Source organism: Pedobacter sp. (assembly GCF_037719805.1).
In the GTDB taxonomy this organism is placed as follows: Bacteria; Bacteroidota; Bacteroidia; order Sphingobacteriales; family Sphingobacteriaceae; genus Pedobacter.
This window is the reverse complement of the sequence record NZ_JBBJLZ010000002.1, coordinates 244,064-262,141: the sequence shown is the minus strand read 5'-3', so window position 1 is coordinate 262,141 and position 18,078 is coordinate 244,064. Positions and strand designations below refer to the sequence as shown.

Here is an 18,078-nt window from a genome sequence, read left to right as displayed (position 1 = left end):
AAAACATAATGATTAGAATACTTGCAAACGATGGTATAGATCCAATCGGCAAAGCGCTACTTGAAGAAGCTGGTTTTATTGTCGATACGCAAACTGTACCTCAGGATAAACTAGTGGAAGCATTGAAAAATTATGATGCCATAACTGTAAGAAGTGCAACACAGCTTCGTAAGGAAACCATTGATCAGAGCCCAAGCATCAAGTTAATTGGTAGAGGTGGAGTTGGCATGGATAATATAGATGTAGATTATGCACGAAGCAAAGGCATTAGCGTAGTAAATACTCCAGCTGCTTCTTCGCTTTCAGTTGCCGAACTTGTGTTTGCGCATTTATTTACAGGTGTTCGATTTTTACAGGATGCGAATAGAAAGATGCCTGTTGAGGGAGCTACGAAATTTAACAATTTGAAGAAAGCGTATGCTAAAGGGATTGAACTTAGAGGTAAGACTTTAGGGATAATTGGCTTTGGCCGGATAGGTAGAGAGACCGCGAGTGTAGCTTTGGGATTAGGTATGAACGTAATTGCATATGATCTCTATCCTTTTGAGGGTAATATTACATTGAAACTGCAAGGTGGAATTACTGTTGATATCCCGGTGAAAACGGTATCATTAGAGGAGGTCATATCTAAAAGTGATTTTATTTCCCTGCATACACCATTTGCAGATAAGCCTATATTAGGAGTTGAAGAGTTTGCAAAGATGAAAGATGGGGTAGGAGTGGTGAACTGTTCAAGGGGCGGTACCATTGATGAAGAGGCATTGCTTGCAGCTTTAGATGGAGGAAAGGTGTCCTTCGCCGGACTGGATGTATTTGACAATGAACCTACACCGTTGGCTGCGATATTATCGCACCCGAAGATTTCGTTAACACCTCACATTGGGGCATCAACAAATGAGGCACAAGAAAGAATTGGTACCGAGTTGGCTAATTTGATTATTGCACATTTCAAAGGGTAAAGTGATTTAATGAAGTGTGCTTGATAGGGTTTTGATATCAAGCACACTTTGTTGTTGAAGGGGTAATGAAATGTGTGTACCTCCCCCCGTCATCCTGCATTCGTCATGCCGGCGAAGGCCGGTATCAGAACCTCGGCATAACAATGCCGCCCAGGCCGAGTTCCCGGTCTTCACCGGGACGATCGTGGCTAAAAAGGCCCTTTACTACTCACTATGCTCTTAACCTTATTTTGAAAGTAAAAATAACTGCCAATCAAAGCGGCCAATAAGAAAAGTATGATATAAATTGCCAGCCCTCCTAATGAGGTTGTTTTAGTCGTAGTTTTTAATCTTTCATTTTCTTCCTGCAGCTTCTTAATTGACTGCATATAGCTCAGCATCCTGCTGTTTACTTCGGAAGCTGTATTTTTCGCCGCAATGACCTCCTGATCTTTATACTCCATCAGAACCTTCAATTCTTTAAATATGTTATTGTCGTTCAGCACAATTTGACGAAGGATCTCGTTAGAGTTTTTGACATCAGACTTTGTCTGAAAGCCGAAGATTCCAGTCTTCGTATCCAGGCTTTGATCGTACTGGCCAAACTTCGCGCTGCGCTGATTTAACAAAGCATTTACTTTAAGCCGCTGGGTTTGATAGGCAGTGGTGTCTGCTTGCTGAGCATAGACCGCCTGGCCGATGACAACAAAGTATAATAGTAAAAAAGTTTTCATTAATGAGCTCTATATAGATGAACTGATAACATTAATAGCAAAGACTATGCCTTAGGGATGGAATTCAACCCTAATGATGTCGTTTAAATGTAGCCCTAGTAAGCCACTGGCTTTGCCTTTATTGATTGCAATCTCCAGATGGTTACTGATCCCGAACAAACAAAGCTTTTCACCCTCCTGAACCTCATTGTAATGCCAGCTTAACTTTGTAATCGTTTCACTTTTTCTAAAATATAGTGTGAAGTCCCTGTTTCGCTGAATTTTACTAAAAAGGTCTTTCGTGATGTTTGTAATGACATTGCAGAAAGTGTCAATGTAGATCACACTACCTCTGATAATGTCACGTTCGATCACGGGATTAAGCAGCATTCTTTGTTCTATGCCATCTGTTGCAACTCCAATATCTCTTAACCGGCCACCTTTTGCAAGTTGTACTGCTGCCTTAACAAATATATCCACTAGAGGAAAGTGGAGATATTTCAGGTCCTGCATTATATTCAATTCAACAATTTCTTCAGGGGCATCATTAAACAACAAAGAGAAGATTCCGTTATCAGCCCCTACAAAAAAGTGATCCCGGTACTTTAACGCAATGTACTTTGTGTTTTCACTAAATACGGAATCAATGCCGATCAAGTGAACGGTTCCTTTAGGGAAATAAGGATAAACGTTTTTCAGAACAAAGGCGGCGTAGGAGATGTTGAATGAAGGAACGTCATGTGTAACATCAACAATATTAGCCGTAGGCATGATGCTCAGGATACTGCCTTTTAAAGCAGCCTGATAGAAGTCCTTCGAGCCCAAATCTGTCGTTAATGTTATAATGGCCATTAAAAATTGAATATTTATTCTTAATCTTGCGTAAGCGGTTTGCCGCGTACAAATATTCAATTTTTATATCAAAATATACACTTCTATCTTAAAAACAATATTTTGAACGAACTGAAATTAACACTAGAATCTGTAAACCCTGCTCAATTTTGGGGTCCCAATAATGAGCATTATGAGATCATCAAAAACGCATTTCCAAAGTTAAAAGTTGTTGCCCGTGGTACTGAGGTAAAGGTACTTGGCGACGAATTGGAACTCAAAAATTTCGAGAATAAATACAACCAGCTTATCGCCCATTTAGAGAAATACAGTGCACTGACGGCAAGCGACGTGGATACGATAGTTGGAGCTAAAAAATCATCATCTTCTGAAGAAAACGCTACCGATAAGCCTGCACCTAGTGGTGGCGGGGGCGAGGTGATCGTTTTTGGAAATAATGGACTGATGATTAAAGCGAGAACCGCTAATCAACGACGGATGGTTGAGAGTATCAGTAAGAATGATGTTTTGTTTGCTATCGGTCCAGCTGGTACAGGTAAAACTTATACCGCTGTTGCTTTAGCTGTTCGCGCATTGAAAAATAAGGAGATCAAAAGAATTATCCTCACCAGACCTGCCGTTGAAGCGGGAGAGAACCTCGGGTTTTTACCTGGGGATCTGAAAGAGAAAGTTGATCCTTATCTCAGGCCGTTATACGATGCGTTGGATGACATGATTCCCGCAGAAAGACTTAAGCTGTATTTAGAAAACAGGACTATAGAAATCGCTCCGCTTGCATTTATGCGGGGTAGAACGTTAGATAATTGTTTCGTTATTTTGGACGAAGCACAGAACTCCACTGATCTTCAGTTGAAGATGTTCTTAACCAGAATGGGCCCCTCCGCTAAATTTATAGTAACCGGCGATGTCACTCAAATCGATTTACCTAGAAAACAAATGTCAGGTTTGAATAACGCATTACGCATTCTTGATGATATTCCAGGAATTGAAACTATCTATTTGACTGGAGAAGATGTAGTGAGGCATAAACTTGTCAAACGCATCTTGAAAGCTTACGGAGATATACAATAATTAAGAAATTACCTTAAAAGTCACTTTCCCAATACATGACAGCAATTAAAGAAACACATTTCAACCTCCCGAAGCAATCCAGTTTTTACAAAGGGAAAGTAAGAGATGTTTATACGATCAATGATCAATATATGGCAATGGTAGTTACAGATAGAATCTCCGCATTTGACGTTGTTCTTCCTGAAGCCATTCCTTTTAAGGGACAAGTATTGAATCAGATCGCAGCGAAATTTCTTGCAGCCACCAAAGATATCGTTCCAAATTGGGTGCTTGATGTGCCTGATGAAATGGTTACAATTGGAAAAATCTGTGAGCCTTTTAAAGTTGAAATGGTTATTAGAGGCTACTTAGCCGGTCATGCATGGCGGGAATACAGTGCCGGAAAAAGAGGTGTCTGTGGCGTTTCATTACCAGATGGTTTGAAGGAAAACGACAAGCTGCCGGCTCCGATTATCACCCCAACGACTAAAGCTGCAGTCGGGCACGATGAAGATATTTCAAAAGAGGATATATTAGCTAAAGGAATTGTCTCGCTATTCGATTACACTCACCTGGAAAACTATACTCAGGCGCTTTACAAACGCGGGACTGAAATTGCGAAAGAGCGTGGATTAATCCTGGTAGATACCAAGTATGAATTTGGAAAAGTCGGCGATGATATTTATCTAATCGATGAAATACACACTCCGGACTCTTCACGATATTTCTATGCGGAAGGGTACGAAGACAGACAGGATAATAATGAGCCACAAAAGCAGCTTTCAAAAGAATTCGTGCGTAAATGGCTTATAGAGAATGGCTTTCAGGGTAAAGACGGGCAGTCGGTACCCGATATGGATAATGAATTGATCAATTCTATATCTGAACGATATATTGAGTTGTTTGAGCAAATTACCGGCGATAAGTTTTTAAAGAACGAAAGCACCGATGTACTTGAACGAATCGAGCGAAACATCAATACAGGGATAAATAGATTATTTTCATAATCACACACAAAGGAAGCCTATGAACTTTGCCGTTGATAAACACCAAAAGTATGTAGTACTAAAGCTTGAAGAGTCGAATTTCACAGACGATCATAACGCTGACTTGAAGTCTCAGCTGATCTCGCTCAATGCAGAAGGTTTCCATAACATGGTACTGGACCTCTCTGCTGTGAAGGAAATTAATGATTCACAAGATTTGAGCAGCCTGCAAACCGGCAAGAAGCTTTGTAAAAAGGCGAAGGGACTTTTTATCATCACTGGCATAAATAATACAATTAAGGAAATTTTGAAGATTTCTAATCTGAATAAGTCACTGAACATCGTCGGGAAGCTCGAAGAAGCGGCCGACTTAATATTCATGGAAGAACTAGAGAAGGAACTTTTAGGAGGAGTGGAGAAGGATTAATGAAGTTTGAAGTAACAATTTTAGGCAGCAGTTCTGCGACACCAGTTCATAATAGGAACCCTACGTCACAGCTATTAAATTGCAATGAGAAGTTTTACTTGATTGACTGTGGAGAGGGAACTCAGCAACAGTTGATTAAATACAATTTCAAAGCAAATAAGATAGATCATATTTTTATAAGTCATCTTCATGGTGATCATTATTTCGGGTTAATTGGTTTACTTTCCAGTCTCCATCTGAATGGACGCATCAAGCCAATGAAGATATTTGCGCCATATCCCTTACAAGAGATTCTAGCATTGCAGTTCAAGCATTCTGAGACAATCTTGAGGTATCCACTTGAATTTAGTGGAATTACTGCGGATGAATCACGCACTATTTTTGAAAACGCTGATTTAACGGTCGACACTGTTATTCTAAATCATAGAATACCCTGTACAGGCTTCAAGTTTACGCAGAAGAAAAGGATGAGGAAATTACTGGTTGAGCGATTAGAGGAAGAGGGTATTGGAATTGAATATTATCCACTTTTAAAGAGGGGTGCTAATTTGGCGCTTCCTGGAGGTCAGGTTATTTTAAATCAAGATTATACTACTAATCCAGAGGAGCCTAAAAGCTATGGATATTGTTCAGATACTTTATTCGATGAGCGGTATTTTAGCACAATAGAAAATTGCAGCCTACTGTATCATGAATCTACATTTCTCCATGAATTATTAGAACGCGCTAATCAAACGCATCATACTACTGCTTTACAGGCTGCTGAAGTCGCTAACAGAACACATGCTGATAAATTGCTTATTGGGCACTTCTCTTCACGATATAAGACGCTGTTGCCATTATTAGAAGAGGCAATTTCAGTGTTTAAGAATACTGAACTCGCTATTGAGGGCATTACATTTCGAGTCTAACTAATTGTCTTTCTTGCTGCCGCCTCCAAATACTGAGAAGTGGACGTAGCGCTTGGGATTTTCTTTAAGATCAATTATCAGATTATCCAGATTTTTTGAAGCATTGTTCAAGTTGTCGTACATTTTGGTATCGTTAACCAGCATACCTAATGTTCCCTGACCACTGTTAACCTTGACTACGATACTTTGAAGATCGGCCACTGCTTTGTTTGCATTGTCTATTGTCTGCTTAAAGTTAGCAGCTGCAACTTGATCAGTAATCGTATTTATATTATTAAGGATGGCGTTGATCTTTTGATTGTTCTGCTTTAGATTATTAGATATCGCTTCAACGTTCGAAAGAATAGAAGAGATCCTTGAGCCCTCTGAGCCTACAAGATTATCTACTTTCTTAGAAGTAGCTTCCAATGAGGCAAGCGTAGATGCTATGCTATTGAAACTCTTGTCAACATTCTTCTGGAAGTTTGGGTTCAATATCGTGTTCACACTTGTTAAAATGGAATCCATCTTTGCAATGATGACCTCTGCTTTTTTCTGTACGGGTTCAACAGTTTCCAATAGACCTTTAGCAACATTAGCGTTGAGCGTATCGCCATCTTGAGCGAAATCTATTCCTGTGCCCAGTGCCATCACAATTGCTTTGCCACCTAATAAATCTGTGCTTTCTAACTTGGCAATACTATTTCTGGGAATCTCATATTTGCCTTTAATCTTCAAAGTTGCTACAATAGAGCCATCCGGTTGTAATTGAAGCTTATCAACCCGACCAATTTGAAATCCATTAATAAGCACTGGTTTGGAAACGCCCAAGCCATCTACATGAGAATACTTAGCATATAGAACAGTTTCGCTGGAGAAAATAGCATTTCCTTTTAAGAAGTTGTATCCGATAATTAGAAGGGCGATAGAGAAGGCAGCTAATATGCCTACTTTGGTTTCATTTGCAATTTTCATTCAGTACTTAATTTGTTTCAGTTTCTTGTCTATAAGTCTTAACCGCTCTGAAAATTGAATTAACAATTTCCGCTTGTCCGTTGGCAGAGTTGATGTATTCTTCCTCGTCTGGATTCGAAATGAATCCTATTTCGGTAAGAATCGCAGGCATTCCACAGCGTTGCAGAATAAGTAATCCTTGCTCCTTAACACCTCTGTTCACTCTGTTATCAATTTTTGTATAATTATCCTGAATAAGTCGCGCTAACTTCAAACTTTTATCCCTGAATACATTTTTAAACAAAGATAGTATAATAAATGTTTCGGGATCCTTAGGGTCATAACCATTATAGTTCTGTTTGTAATTCTTTTCAAGCTTGATGTCTTCGTTCTCACGAATCGCTGCGTCTTGTTCGTTTAAGCGGTGCGATCCTGCAACAAAAGTTTCGGTGCCTCTGGTTGTACGATTCTTCGTGTAAGCATATCTAGGAACACTTTTACCGCTCTTGCTCTTTGTATATCCAGTAATCACCCTGTTATCGGGCATCGAGTTGCAGTGGATGGAAATGAAAATGTCTGCATTGTTATCATTAGCCAGGGCTGCCCGTTTGTAGAAGTCTACGTCAACGTCTGTTTTTCGAGTGTAGAGCACTTTAATACCAGGCATATCCTCCTCAAATTTCTTTCCGAGTTTAAGTGCGACCGCAAGCGCCACATTTTTCTCAAAGGAAGTAGTTCCTCGTGCCCCTGGCTTCTTTCCCCCATGCCCGGCGTCGATGACAATAGTTCTAACCCGATAGGTTTGAGAGAACAATTCGCCGGCGAAGCCTAAGATTAAGATGGGTAATAGAAACAGTGTGTGCTTTAATCTCATTTCTGGTCGCAGTTATCCCTCGATAACTTTTCTATAGTTTTTAATAGCTTCTAACAAACAGTTTGTTATTTCGTTTTGACCAGATTCAGAATTCATGTAGTCCTCTTCCTCTGGATTACTGATAAAACCAATTTCAGTTAAAATAGCAGGCATTCCCGCCCTTGCAAGTACCGCCAGGCTTTTCTCCTGAACACCCCGGTCAACGCGACCAACGTTAATGTACTGATCCTGCACCAATTTGGCCAGCTTCAAGCTTTGGGTACGGAAGGTATTTTTCATTAGGGAAAGAATGATAAAGTTTTCAGGATTGTTTGGGTCAAAGCCTTCATAGTTTTCTTTGTAGTTTTCTTCCAGAAAGATAGCCGCATTCTCCCGTTTGATAGCTTCGTCTTGCTCATTTACACGTCCCATCCCTGAAACAAACGTTTCTACGCCGCGAGTACTTGTACTTTTCCTGGCAACTGTCTTTGTTATCGGCACTCTCTTACCGTTGCTATTTCGTCTGCTACCAGTTACGATAGTTGACCGATGCACCGGCATATCATTGCAATGAATAGAAATAAACAGGTCTGCTTTGGCATTGTTAGCAATGGAAATTCGCTCATATAAAGGAATGAAAACGTCTTCAGTTCTAGTGTAAATCACCTTAACATCTTTCATGTTTGCCTCAATCACTGAACCCAGGTGCAGCGCGGTTTTTAAGGCCACATCTTTCTCTGTAGAATACAGCCCTCTTGTGCTCCCATCTTTGCCTCCGTGGCCGGCGTCAATAACGATTGTTTTTATTTTATATTCTTGCGTAAAGCCTTGATAACTAGCTAGCATAGTAAGTGCGAAGGAAATAAATACGGTCAAAACAACTTTTGGTCTAAGCAATGGTATATTTTTCATTAATTTTGAACGTTTTGGATTATACATTTAATGCAAAAATAACATTCACACACGAAATTGAAACTTTTACTGAATATCATTTTTATTAGTTCTTTTTTATTGTTGGTTTGCACCAGTAATAAAGCCACAGCTTTTTCCAATTTCTCTATTCAGCAAGACACTACGATCAGAAGGCCTGCCACCAGTGGCCCGACTCGTCCGCAGTCGCCGGTAACAGGGTCAACTACAACACAAAGTAAACCAAAAGATACGGTTGCTTCTGAGAAAGTAGAATATAAAGCTAAAGATTCAACTGTTGTAGATAAAACGAGCGAAATCGTTTATTTGTATGGGGAGGCGCGGGTTATGTATCAGGGTTTCGAACTTGATGCGGATTATATCGAATTCAACACTAAGACCAATCTGGTTTATGCGAGAGGGAGAACCAACGCTAAAGGTAAATACGTTGGTCGGCCAATCTTAAAAATGGAAGGTCAGGGAACGTCGATGGCAGATTCGCTTAGGTATAACATCAAAACAGGTGCGGGTACAATTCACGGTGTCTTTTCAGAACAAGAAGGAGGTTTTTTCTCAGGTGGTAAGGCAAAAAAGCAACCGGATGATGAAATTCACAGTAAAGGACAAATTTACAGTACATGTAACTTACCACATCCCCATTTCGGTATTTACATCACTAAAGGTATTGTTACCGAGAAACAAATCATCACCGGCCCTGTATATCTTGAAATAGAAGATATACCATTACCTCTAGGCCTTCCTTTTGCATTCTTTCCAAAACCTAATAAGAAAAGCTCCGGATTTATTCTTCCGAGTCCAGGTGAAGATTTTACCAGAGGATTTTTTCTAAGAGACGGAGGCTATTACATTGGCTTAAATGATTTTTGGGATGCCAAAGTCTTGGGAACAATATTCACCCGTGGCTCTTATGAAGGCTCATTGCTTTCAAACTATATTAAGCGTTACAAGTACATGGGGACTATAAATTTCCGATATGCCAATTCGAGATATGGTTCTGAGGGTTCACCTGATTTTTCCGCAAGGAAAGATTTTAACATTCAATGGAACCATAGCCAAAATGCAAATTCCAAGCCAGGTACAAACTTCTCTGCATCCGTAGATGCGGGAACAAGCAGCTATAATGCAAATACTGCTGCTGGAAATACCTATGATCCTAACAGGATTGCACAAAACACGCTTAGATCAAGTATCGCCTATGGTAAGATATTTGGAAACGGAATCACCTTTGGTTCAGACTTCTCGGGTTATCAGAATACGCAAGACCAAAGTATTGGTTTAACGCTTCCAAACGTCAGTTTGGCTGTGCCAACTTTCAATCCTTTTGATTCTAAAGATCGTGTTGGAGAACAGAAATGGTATCAAAAAATAACCGTTGGTTATAGCTTACAAGCCAGCAATACCATTACAACAACGGAGAGCCAGCTATTCAAGAAGGAAAGTTTGCAGAAATTCAAAAATGGTGTCAACCACCAAATACCTATTAATATGGCTTTTAATGTCCTTGACTACTTCAACTTCAATACAGGTGTCTCGTACACGGAGAGGTGGCATTTCCAAACCATCGAAAAGACCTACTTAAGGGTTGTGAATGCTGATGATAAAATTATCACGGACACCATTCCGGGATTCAGGCGAAATAGTGAATACAACTTAAGCATGGGTACTTCCACTAAAATCTATAGTACAGCGCAGTTTACCAAATTCGGAAATTTCAAAGCCCTTAGGCATGTGATGACTCCTTCTGTCAATTTTAGTTACCGCCCGGATTTTTCAACTCTTCAACGCGGATACTATAAGGAAGCGCGATACACTGACGGAACCCAAGTCAGGGATATCGATGGAAGAGCATTAACGTATTCTATTTTTGAAGGTTCATTGTACGGTGGCCCAGGTGCAGGACAAAATGCATCAATTTCCTTCGGCATAGACAATACCGTTGAGGCAAAAGTGCTAACTCCAAGGGATACCACTGGAAAAGGGGAACGAAAGATCCCGATCATACAGGGCTTAAGCATCAATGGTTCCTATAATTTTCTTGCAACTAGAGAGAAATTGTCAATACTAAGTTTTAACGGACGTTCTCAATTCTCTGACAAATTAGGTATTAACTATAACGGTCAATTAGACCCATATCAAACTGCTCTGGTTGACGATGGCAATGGAAATAAGGTTTTGTCTATTGTGGACAAATATACCTGGGAAGCAGGTAAACTGCCCCGCCTAACTAATTTTGGCTTTAGTTTCAACTACAGCCTGAATCCTGAAGCGTTAAAGCGTCGAAACATGAACGAAGACGAACTTCGGGAAAATGCTTCAAAACTTGGGGCTGTAACCAAAGAGCAGGCTGACGCACTTGCAATGGTTAGCCGGGATCCAAACGCATTCGTGGACTTTAAACTACCGTGGAACTTTGCATTTGATTATGCTTTTCAATACAGTACCGACCGCGTCGGAGGGAATGGATCGGTTACGAATACCTTGAACTTCAACGGTGATGTGAATGTTACGCCCAAATGGAAAGTGCAGTTTCGCTCAGGATGGGATTTCAAGGCAAATACATTTTCCATTACCAACTTACAGATATATCGCGATCTGCATTGCTGGGATATGAGTATAAGCTGGGTTCCTTTCGGAGCTTATCAATCGTATTCTGTTGATATAAAAGTTAAAGCTTCCGTTCTTCAAGACCTGAAACTTAGTAAAAGAAAAGCTTACTACACTCGTTTTTAAACACCCATTATGCTAGCTGAGATTATAACCATAGGAGATGAAATTCTAATAGGTCAAATTGTGGACACCAATTCTGCCTGGATGGCTCAACAGCTGAATTTGATTGGAGTTAAGGTTAAGCAAATCACCTCAGTATCTGATGATGCTGATCACATCATGGAGGCTTTAGAACTAGCACAGAGACGAGCGAAGGTTATCTTGATCACAGGCGGCTTAGGACCAACAAAAGACGACATCACCAAATTCACTCTTGCCCGTTATTTCAATATGGGGTTAAGGCGTGATGAGGAAACACTTAAACATATTGAAGGAATCTTCGAACGTTTAAATCGCCCGATGATTGACTTAAATAGAAAACAGGCAGATGTACCCGATGGCTGTTTGGTCATTCAGAATAAAAACGGAACGGCACCCTGCATGTGGTTTGAATCTGGTGAAAACATCATCGTTTCCATGCCTGGGGTTCCCTTCGAAATGATGTATTTGATGGAGGAAGAAATCTTACCCAGGCTCAAACGCGCATTTAAACTTCCATTTATTTTTCATAAAACCATTCTCACCGCAGGCATCGGAGAGTCTTTTCTTGCCACTGAAATAGAATCCATAGAAGACAGTTTGCCACCTCACATCAAGTTAGCGTATTTACCAAAACTTGGACAGGTAAGGTTGAGACTAAGTGGCACTGGCGATGATGAGGATAGTTTAAAGCATGATATTGAATCCTCAGCACAGCTGATCATAAAAAGAATTAAGCCATATGTCGTTATAGAAGATGATGTTGCGCTGGAAAAAGCGGTGCTTGATGCGATGGAGTCCCGCGGTCTGTCGCTGTCTACTGCAGAGAGTTGCACAGGAGGCTACATCGCGCATTTAATCACCAAACATCCCGGCTCTTCAGCTTTGTATAAAGGTGGAGGTGTAGTATATGCAAATGAGCTAAAGCAATCAGTTCTTGGTGTTTCATCAGATACCCTGAGTAGTTTTGGTGCTGTCAGTGAAGAGACGGTTAGAGAAATGGCACAGGGAGCCTTAAGTCACTTTAAAACCGATTATGCTGTTTCTGTAAGTGGTATTGCAGGTCCAGGTGGTGAGCTACCTCATAAACCGGTCGGTACGGTTTGGATTGCCGTTGCAAGTAAGCATGGGGTCGTATCGAAGTTATTTCAGTTCGGTAATAAACGTATTCAAAACATAGAGCGTTCTGCTTCAGCGGCTTTAATGATGATTCTTAATGAACTAAAGCGAAACACCCTTTAAGTCTTCGAAATACTTTACTTTTGCAATCGTTATCAACATTGAAATAAAAGATGGCTCAATACGAATTATTGTTACCAAAAATGGGGGAAAGTGTTGCTGAAGCAACCGTCATTAAATGGATGAAGCAGCCTGGCGATAAGATAGCAATGGACGATACCATTTTGGAAATTGCTACAGATAAGGTTGACTCTGAAGTACCTTCACCAGTAGCTGGCACATTAATTAAGCTTTTATACAAGGAAGACGAGATAGTCCAGGTAGGCGCTGTTATTGCAATTATTGATACAGAAAGCATCGTAGAAGTTCCATTTGTTCCTGAAATTAAGAAGGAGACCCCTTTAGCGCAACAGGCACCAGCACCAAAAAAGGAAGTGCCTACAGCAGAACATACATCAATACCAGCGTCTTCGAGTCGATTCTATTCTCCTCTTGTCAAAAATATCGCCAGTCAGGAAAACATTTCTTTGGTTGAACTCGATGGCATAACTGGTACCGGAGCAGAGGGCAGACTTACTAAAGACGATCTTCTGGATTACATTTCTAAAAGAGCAGCTCAAAGCAGTGCTAAGCCTGTGATTGCTGAACCAGTTGTCGATAATGAAACTAAGCCGGCGGTTAGCCTGGGTGGGGGAGATGAGATCATAGAGATGGACAGGATGCGCAGAATGATCGCAGATCATATGGTATTAAGTGTATCGACCGCTCCTCACGTAACTTCTTTTGTCGAGGCAGATGTAACTAATCTCGTGTTATGGAGAGAAAAGATAAAGGCAGGTTTTGAGAAACGAGAGGGTGAAAAAATTACTTTCACACCAATCTTTGTTGAAGCGGTGGCAAAGGCTATTAAAGATTTTCCGATGATTAACGTAAGTGTCAACGGGACACAGATCATTAAAAAGCGAGATATAAATATTGGCCTGGCCGCAGCACTTCCAAATGGTAATTTAATCGTTCCAGTGATAAAGAATGCCGATCAGCTCAACCTTGTCGGCTTAACAAAGTCGGTCAACGACCTTGCAAGCAGAGCGAAAAACTCGAAACTTAAGCCTGACGACACACAAAGTGGAACTTTCACCTTAACGAATGTAGGTTCCTTTGGGAATGTAACGGGAACGCCAATCATCAATCAACCCCAGGTAGCGATACTTGCAGTTGGTGAAATCAAAAAGAAACCGGCTGTTTTAGAGACCGAATTCGGTGATGTAATCGCAATTAGACATATGATGTTTTTATCACTTTCCTATGATCATCGTGTAGTCGATGGCGCGCTAGGTGGATCTTTTGTACGTAGAGTAGGTGATTACCTCGAAAATTGGGATATCAACAGAGAAATATAATATAAGAAAAGGCCCTGATCGGGGCCTTTTCTCTTTTAAAACAAAACAAAGTATAAACTAAATTGACAAAACTTCTTCTTTCGCAATGTTTTGAATCTGTTGTTCGGTGTAGGTATACCGACCCGTATGAGCTATAAAAATATCTTTCTGTTCGAGCAAATTCCGATTAGCAAGAAGTGATTTAAGGCTCACATTTCCAATTACATATTTATAGTCGTTTCTCGAGAAGCGTTCTGAGATATGCTCCACCTTCAATTTCTCCAGGGTGTACTCATGAGTATATCTTATATAAACTTCAATATTAACATGGTCTGTATGGATCAAACCATTGCGCTGGTGGTATTTCTTGTATTCGTACCGATAATCGTAACGAAGTGCTGCGATGTCAGATAGTACTGCTGCCCCGGTAGGATGACCTCCTGCTCCTTTGCCAAAAAAGAACTGTTTATCTGCAAATGCCGCCTGAACAGTGACTCCGTTATACTCATTCTCTACGTTAAATAGAAAATCATCGGATTTTACAAACTTAGGTAAAACGTAGGTGACCACTTGCTTAGTACTGATCTTTCTTACCGTTGGAACAAGCTTGATCTTGTAATTCTTTTCCTTCGCATAACGTATGTCGTGCTCAGAAAGATTTTGAATCCCCACGTTAAGGATTTGGTCTGGACTAATAAAAAGACCGTAAGCATGTGCTGTAGCAATTGCCAGCTTGAATTTAGCGTCATAACCACCAACGTCCAGAATAGGGTTAGATTCTGCAAAGCCCAGGTCTTGCGCCTGCTTTAAAGCCACTCCATACTCCAAGCCTTCATTAAAGATCTTGGAGAGTATGTAATTTGAAGAACCGTTAAAAATACCGCTGATCCCGTGAAGCAATTCATTGTCGTAGTACTCTTCCAGGTTTCTGATAATTGGAATACTTCCGCAAACTGCCCCCTCATAAAGTAGTGATGATCCGTAAGTTGACTGCAATTCAACTAGTTCAGCCAAATGCATGGCGATCATCTTCTTATTTGCAGAAACTACATTCTTACCTCCTATAAGAGCACGTTTTACAATTTCAAAAGCAACGTCTGCATCATTTATTAGCTCTACGATCGTATTGATATCTGGGTTATCTAGAATTTCGTTATGGTCTGTAGTGAACAACTTCGGGTCCAGGCTTCTCTCTTTACCTGGGTTCTTAATAACGATCTTGACAATCTCGAGATTAAGGTCCTGACCACGGATAATATCATGAAGCCCCTGGCCAACTACTCCGAATCCAAAAAGGCCTATCTTAAGTTTCTTACTCATTATGATTATGCAGTTCTATGGAGTTTGACTATTTTCTTATTTGCATTGTCTTTCAGGAAATTGCCTATAATATGGGTAAGTGCATCCGTTTCGATTAAGAATCCGTCATGACCATAGGCCGAACTGATACTTTTAAAAGTCGCATCTGGAATAGTTAACCCCAGGTATGCTTGTTCAGTCACTGGAAACAGTACATCATTTTCTATCCCTATCACTAAAGTGTTTGCCTTTATTTGTCCTAACGCATCCGCTATACTTTTACGGCCCCTGCCAACATTATGACTATCCATTGCCTTGGTCAGGTAATAATAGCTGTAAGCATTAAACCTGTTACACAACTTTTCACCCTGGTAACCTTGGTAGGACGCTGCTCTGAAGTTATTTGTTTTGTCGTTCACACTCTCCAATTGCGTGGATGAGTAAGCCTCGTAAGTTCTGTATGATAAAAGAGCGATGCTACGAGCGGTCTTCAACCCTTTTAATCCTCCTTTAGGATGATGAGCATAGAAGCTACGATCCGTTGAAATTGCAAGTCGCTGACTCTCGTTAAAGGCAATGCCCCATGGAGAATGGGCAGCGTTGGTTGCCACTAAAATCAGGTTTTCAATCTTACTAGAATCAATTATAGCCCACTCCATCGCCTGTTGGCCGCCTAATGATCCACCGATCAGGACTTTAATCTTTTCAATACCCAAGTGATCAGCTAATAAACGATGCCCACCAACGATATCCCGGATTGTAAACTCTGGAAAAGCAAGATAATAAGATTGTCCGGTTGCGTAATTGATACTTAAGGGATTTGTACTTCCATAGTGCGATCCCAATACGTTAGCACATACGATGAAGTGTTCATCGGGATTAAAAAAATCGTTATCTCCAAACAAGCCTTTCCACCAGTCCAAGACGTCAGCATTAGCTGTAAGTGCATGACAAACCCAGATCACATTGTCTTTGTTGCTGTTTAACTTGCCATAGGTTTGATAAGCAATCTGTAGGTTTGTCAGCTCGTTCCCACTTTCCAGTTGAAACGGCTTATCGTAGTTGTAGGTAGCCCTGGTACTCATTATATCAGACAAAACATTTTAAAATTAAAGGTTGATACTTGCGAATGCCTGCTCAAAATCTGCTTTGATGTCATCAATGTGCTCCAAACCAACTGATACCCTTAACAAATTAGGTAATACTCCCGAAGCAGCTTGTTCTTCTACACTAAGTTGTTGGTGTGTTGTTGCCGAAGGTTGAATAATCAATGTTTTCGCGTCACCTACGTTTGCTACATGGCTCACCAACTTTAGATTATCTACAACCGCAGTTGCACTACTCGCATCTCCGTTCAACTCAAAGGACAATACCGCACCAAAACCGTTCTGTAAATACTTTTTAGCATTGGCATGATATGGACTGTTCTCCAATCCAGGGTAGTTGACTTTTTTCACAGCTTCATGAGCATCAAGCCACTGCGCCAGCGCTAAAGCATTGTCTACATGGCGTTGAACTCTCAAAGATAACGTCTCTAAGCCCTGAATAAGTAGAAACGAGTTGAAAGGGGACAAAGCCGGACCAAAGTCACGTAAACCTTCAACTCTGGCTCTAATGCTAAACTGTATATTTCCAAACGGACCTCCAATACCGAAGACATCATTAAATACCAAGCCATGATAGCCTTCAGAAGGATCAGTAAACTGAGGGTATTTGCCATTTCCCCAATTGTAAGTTCCACCGTCAACAATTACGCCGCCAATACTTGTACCATGCCCACCAATCCATTTCGTGGCCGATTGAACTACAATATGAGCTCCATGCGCTAGTGGTTTGAAAAGATATCCTGCGGCACCAAAAGTATTGTCAACAATTAACGGCAAATCATGCTTGTTAGCTATCGCTGATAACCGCTCAAAATCGATGATACTGAAAGACGGGTTTCCTATGCTTTCTAAATAGATCGCCTTAGTCTTGCTGTCAATCTTTGCTTCGAAGTCTTCTACGTCATCGCCATTGGCAAATTTAACCTCAATGCCGATACGCTTAAACGCAACTTTAAATTGGTTATATGAACCTCCGTATAAGTGTGTAGAAGAGACAAAGTTGTCGCCTACCTGAAGGATGTTATTTAGTGCGATAAACTGCGCTGCTTGTCCGGACCCCACTGCTAATGCTGCAATACCGCCTTCTAATGCGGCTACTCTCTTCTCGAACACATCAGTGGTCGGATTCATAATGCGGGTATAGATGTTGCCGAACTCTTTTAAGGCAAAGAGATTTGCACCATGCTCAGAGTTTTTAAATGCATAAGAGGTAGTTTGGTAAATCGGTACAGCTCTTGAACCCGTTGTTGGATCTACTTCCTGACCAGCATGAAGTTGTAGTGTTTCGAATTTATAGGAGGTTGACATAATTTAAGATTTAAATTGAGAATTTGAGTTAAACATAGTTGTGTTGCGTACCCTTTACAGGCCTTCCAGTTGGATTCAATTATACAAAGGGAAGATTTGAGATTTTATAGCATGCAACAGCACATATAGGAGCAAAGCCTATAGCGACAACAATTTATCTGATCAATAGCGGATGTTACATTTTTCATTCTGTCTAATTTATCTTTCCAGGTAGCACCATGCTATCCCGGTCAGGAATTGGCACCTTCTCCTCTTGGAGGGTTGCCAGTGGGTCATTGAGCCTGTCTCTCGCCACTTCTTTATAAATCAAACCGTGTAAACGAACAAGGTTGACTTCTATATAGCTCGTGCTATATACTTAGACAAATGTAGGGCATGCACGTAAATCTACCAAAATATAATTCTGAATATTTCGTAACAATCTAATAAACAATATAATAAATTTAATAAAGGTAGTAAAACAGCCCTA

The 18,078-nt window shown here is 40.6% G+C and carries 16 protein-coding genes and 1 riboswitch; of the genes, 8 read left to right on the top strand and 8 right to left on the bottom strand.

Annotated features, from left to right (window positions below):
- The first annotated feature begins 8 nt into the window (after positions 1-8).
- Positions 9-959: a D-2-hydroxyacid dehydrogenase gene (locus WKF66_RS06330; RefSeq protein ID WP_489673581.1), complete on the top strand. Its 951-nt coding sequence runs from the start codon at positions 9-11 to the stop codon at positions 957-959.
- Between the two features lie 188 nt (positions 960-1,147).
- Here the strand turns inward: WKF66_RS06330 and WKF66_RS06325 are convergent, their stop codons facing one another.
- Positions 1,148-1,672, bottom strand: coding sequence for a hypothetical protein (locus WKF66_RS06325; RefSeq protein WP_489673580.1), 525 nt, complete (start codon positions 1,670-1,672; stop codon positions 1,148-1,150).
- Positions 1,673-1,723: 51 nt separating this feature from the next.
- The gene (locus tag WKF66_RS06320) at positions 1,724-2,503 is read right to left on the bottom strand and encodes an SAM hydrolase/SAM-dependent halogenase family protein (protein WP_489673579.1); all 780 of its coding nucleotides are present in this window, start codon (positions 2,501-2,503) and stop codon (positions 1,724-1,726) included.
- Positions 2,504-2,605: 102 nt separating this feature from the next.
- Between WKF66_RS06320 and WKF66_RS06315 the strand changes: the two genes are divergently transcribed.
- Genes WKF66_RS06315 through WKF66_RS06300 form a run of 4 tightly spaced genes read left to right on the top strand, consistent with a single transcriptional unit; the run spans position 2,606 to position 5,877 of the window.
- Positions 2,606-3,574: a PhoH family protein gene (locus tag WKF66_RS06315; protein WP_489673578.1), complete on the top strand. Its 969-nt coding sequence runs from the start codon at positions 2,606-2,608 to the stop codon at positions 3,572-3,574.
- A gap of 35 nt (positions 3,575-3,609) precedes the next feature.
- Entirely contained in the window at positions 3,610-4,560 is a 951-nt protein-coding gene (locus WKF66_RS06310; RefSeq protein ID WP_489673577.1) for a phosphoribosylaminoimidazolesuccinocarboxamide synthase, read from the top strand.
- A gap of 19 nt (positions 4,561-4,579) precedes the next feature.
- Positions 4,580-4,966: an STAS domain-containing protein gene (locus WKF66_RS06305; protein WP_489673576.1), complete on the top strand. Its 387-nt coding sequence runs from the start codon at positions 4,580-4,582 to the stop codon at positions 4,964-4,966.
- Positions 4,966-5,877 (top strand): ribonuclease Z, encoded by a 912-nt coding sequence (locus WKF66_RS06300; protein WP_489673575.1) that lies wholly within the window; start codon positions 4,966-4,968, stop codon positions 5,875-5,877. The genes WKF66_RS06305 and WKF66_RS06300 overlap by 1 nt, the downstream gene beginning before the upstream one ends.
- On the opposite strand, the gene WKF66_RS06295 is transcribed toward WKF66_RS06300, so the two are convergent.
- From WKF66_RS06295 to WKF66_RS06285, 3 genes are read right to left on the bottom strand one after another with little or no spacing between them, the layout of a single operon-like run.
- Complete coding sequence (locus WKF66_RS06295; RefSeq protein WP_489673574.1) at positions 5,878-6,831, bottom strand: MlaD family protein; 954 nt, start codon at positions 6,829-6,831, stop codon at positions 5,878-5,880. It lies immediately after the preceding gene.
- Between the two features lie 7 nt (positions 6,832-6,838).
- Complete coding sequence (locus WKF66_RS06290; RefSeq protein WP_489673573.1) at positions 6,839-7,684, bottom strand: N-acetylmuramoyl-L-alanine amidase family protein; 846 nt, start codon at positions 7,682-7,684, stop codon at positions 6,839-6,841.
- A gap of 12 nt (positions 7,685-7,696) precedes the next feature.
- A complete protein-coding gene (locus WKF66_RS06285) occupies positions 7,697-8,575 on the bottom strand; it encodes an N-acetylmuramoyl-L-alanine amidase family protein (RefSeq protein ID WP_489673572.1) in 879 nt (292 codons plus the stop codon).
- 57 nt (positions 8,576-8,632) lie between these two features.
- Between WKF66_RS06285 and WKF66_RS06280 the strand changes: the two genes are divergently transcribed.
- From WKF66_RS06280 to WKF66_RS06270, 3 genes are read left to right on the top strand one after another with little or no spacing between them, the layout of a single operon-like run.
- Complete coding sequence (locus WKF66_RS06280; RefSeq protein ID WP_489673571.1) at positions 8,633-11,323, top strand: putative LPS assembly protein LptD; 2,691 nt, start codon at positions 8,633-8,635, stop codon at positions 11,321-11,323.
- Positions 11,324-11,332: 9 nt separating this feature from the next.
- Positions 11,333-12,580 carry a competence/damage-inducible protein A gene (locus WKF66_RS06275; protein ID WP_489673570.1) on the top strand — a complete coding sequence of 416 codons (1,248 nt, stop codon included), beginning with the start codon at positions 11,333-11,335 and terminating at the stop codon, positions 12,578-12,580.
- Between the two features lie 50 nt (positions 12,581-12,630).
- On the top strand, positions 12,631-13,917 hold the full coding sequence (locus tag WKF66_RS06270; protein WP_489673569.1) for a dihydrolipoamide acetyltransferase family protein: 1,287 nt from the start codon (positions 12,631-12,633) through the stop codon (positions 13,915-13,917).
- Between the two features lie 57 nt (positions 13,918-13,974).
- Here the strand turns inward: WKF66_RS06270 and WKF66_RS06265 are convergent, their stop codons facing one another.
- Genes WKF66_RS06265 through WKF66_RS06255 form a run of 3 tightly spaced genes read right to left on the bottom strand, consistent with a single transcriptional unit; the run spans position 13,975 to position 17,609 of the window.
- Positions 13,975-15,216, bottom strand: coding sequence for a homoserine dehydrogenase (locus WKF66_RS06265; protein ID WP_489673568.1), 1,242 nt, complete (start codon positions 15,214-15,216; stop codon positions 13,975-13,977).
- Between the two features lie 5 nt (positions 15,217-15,221).
- Positions 15,222-16,280, bottom strand: coding sequence for a homoserine O-acetyltransferase family protein (locus tag WKF66_RS06260; protein WP_489673567.1), 1,059 nt, complete (start codon positions 16,278-16,280; stop codon positions 15,222-15,224).
- A gap of 24 nt (positions 16,281-16,304) precedes the next feature.
- Complete coding sequence (locus WKF66_RS06255; protein WP_489673566.1) at positions 16,305-17,609, bottom strand: O-acetylhomoserine aminocarboxypropyltransferase/cysteine synthase family protein; 1,305 nt, start codon at positions 17,607-17,609, stop codon at positions 16,305-16,307.
- A gap of 195 nt (positions 17,610-17,804) precedes the next feature.
- Positions 17,805-17,917: riboswitch (SAM riboswitch) on the bottom strand.
- Positions 17,918-18,078: the final 161 nt, after the last annotated feature.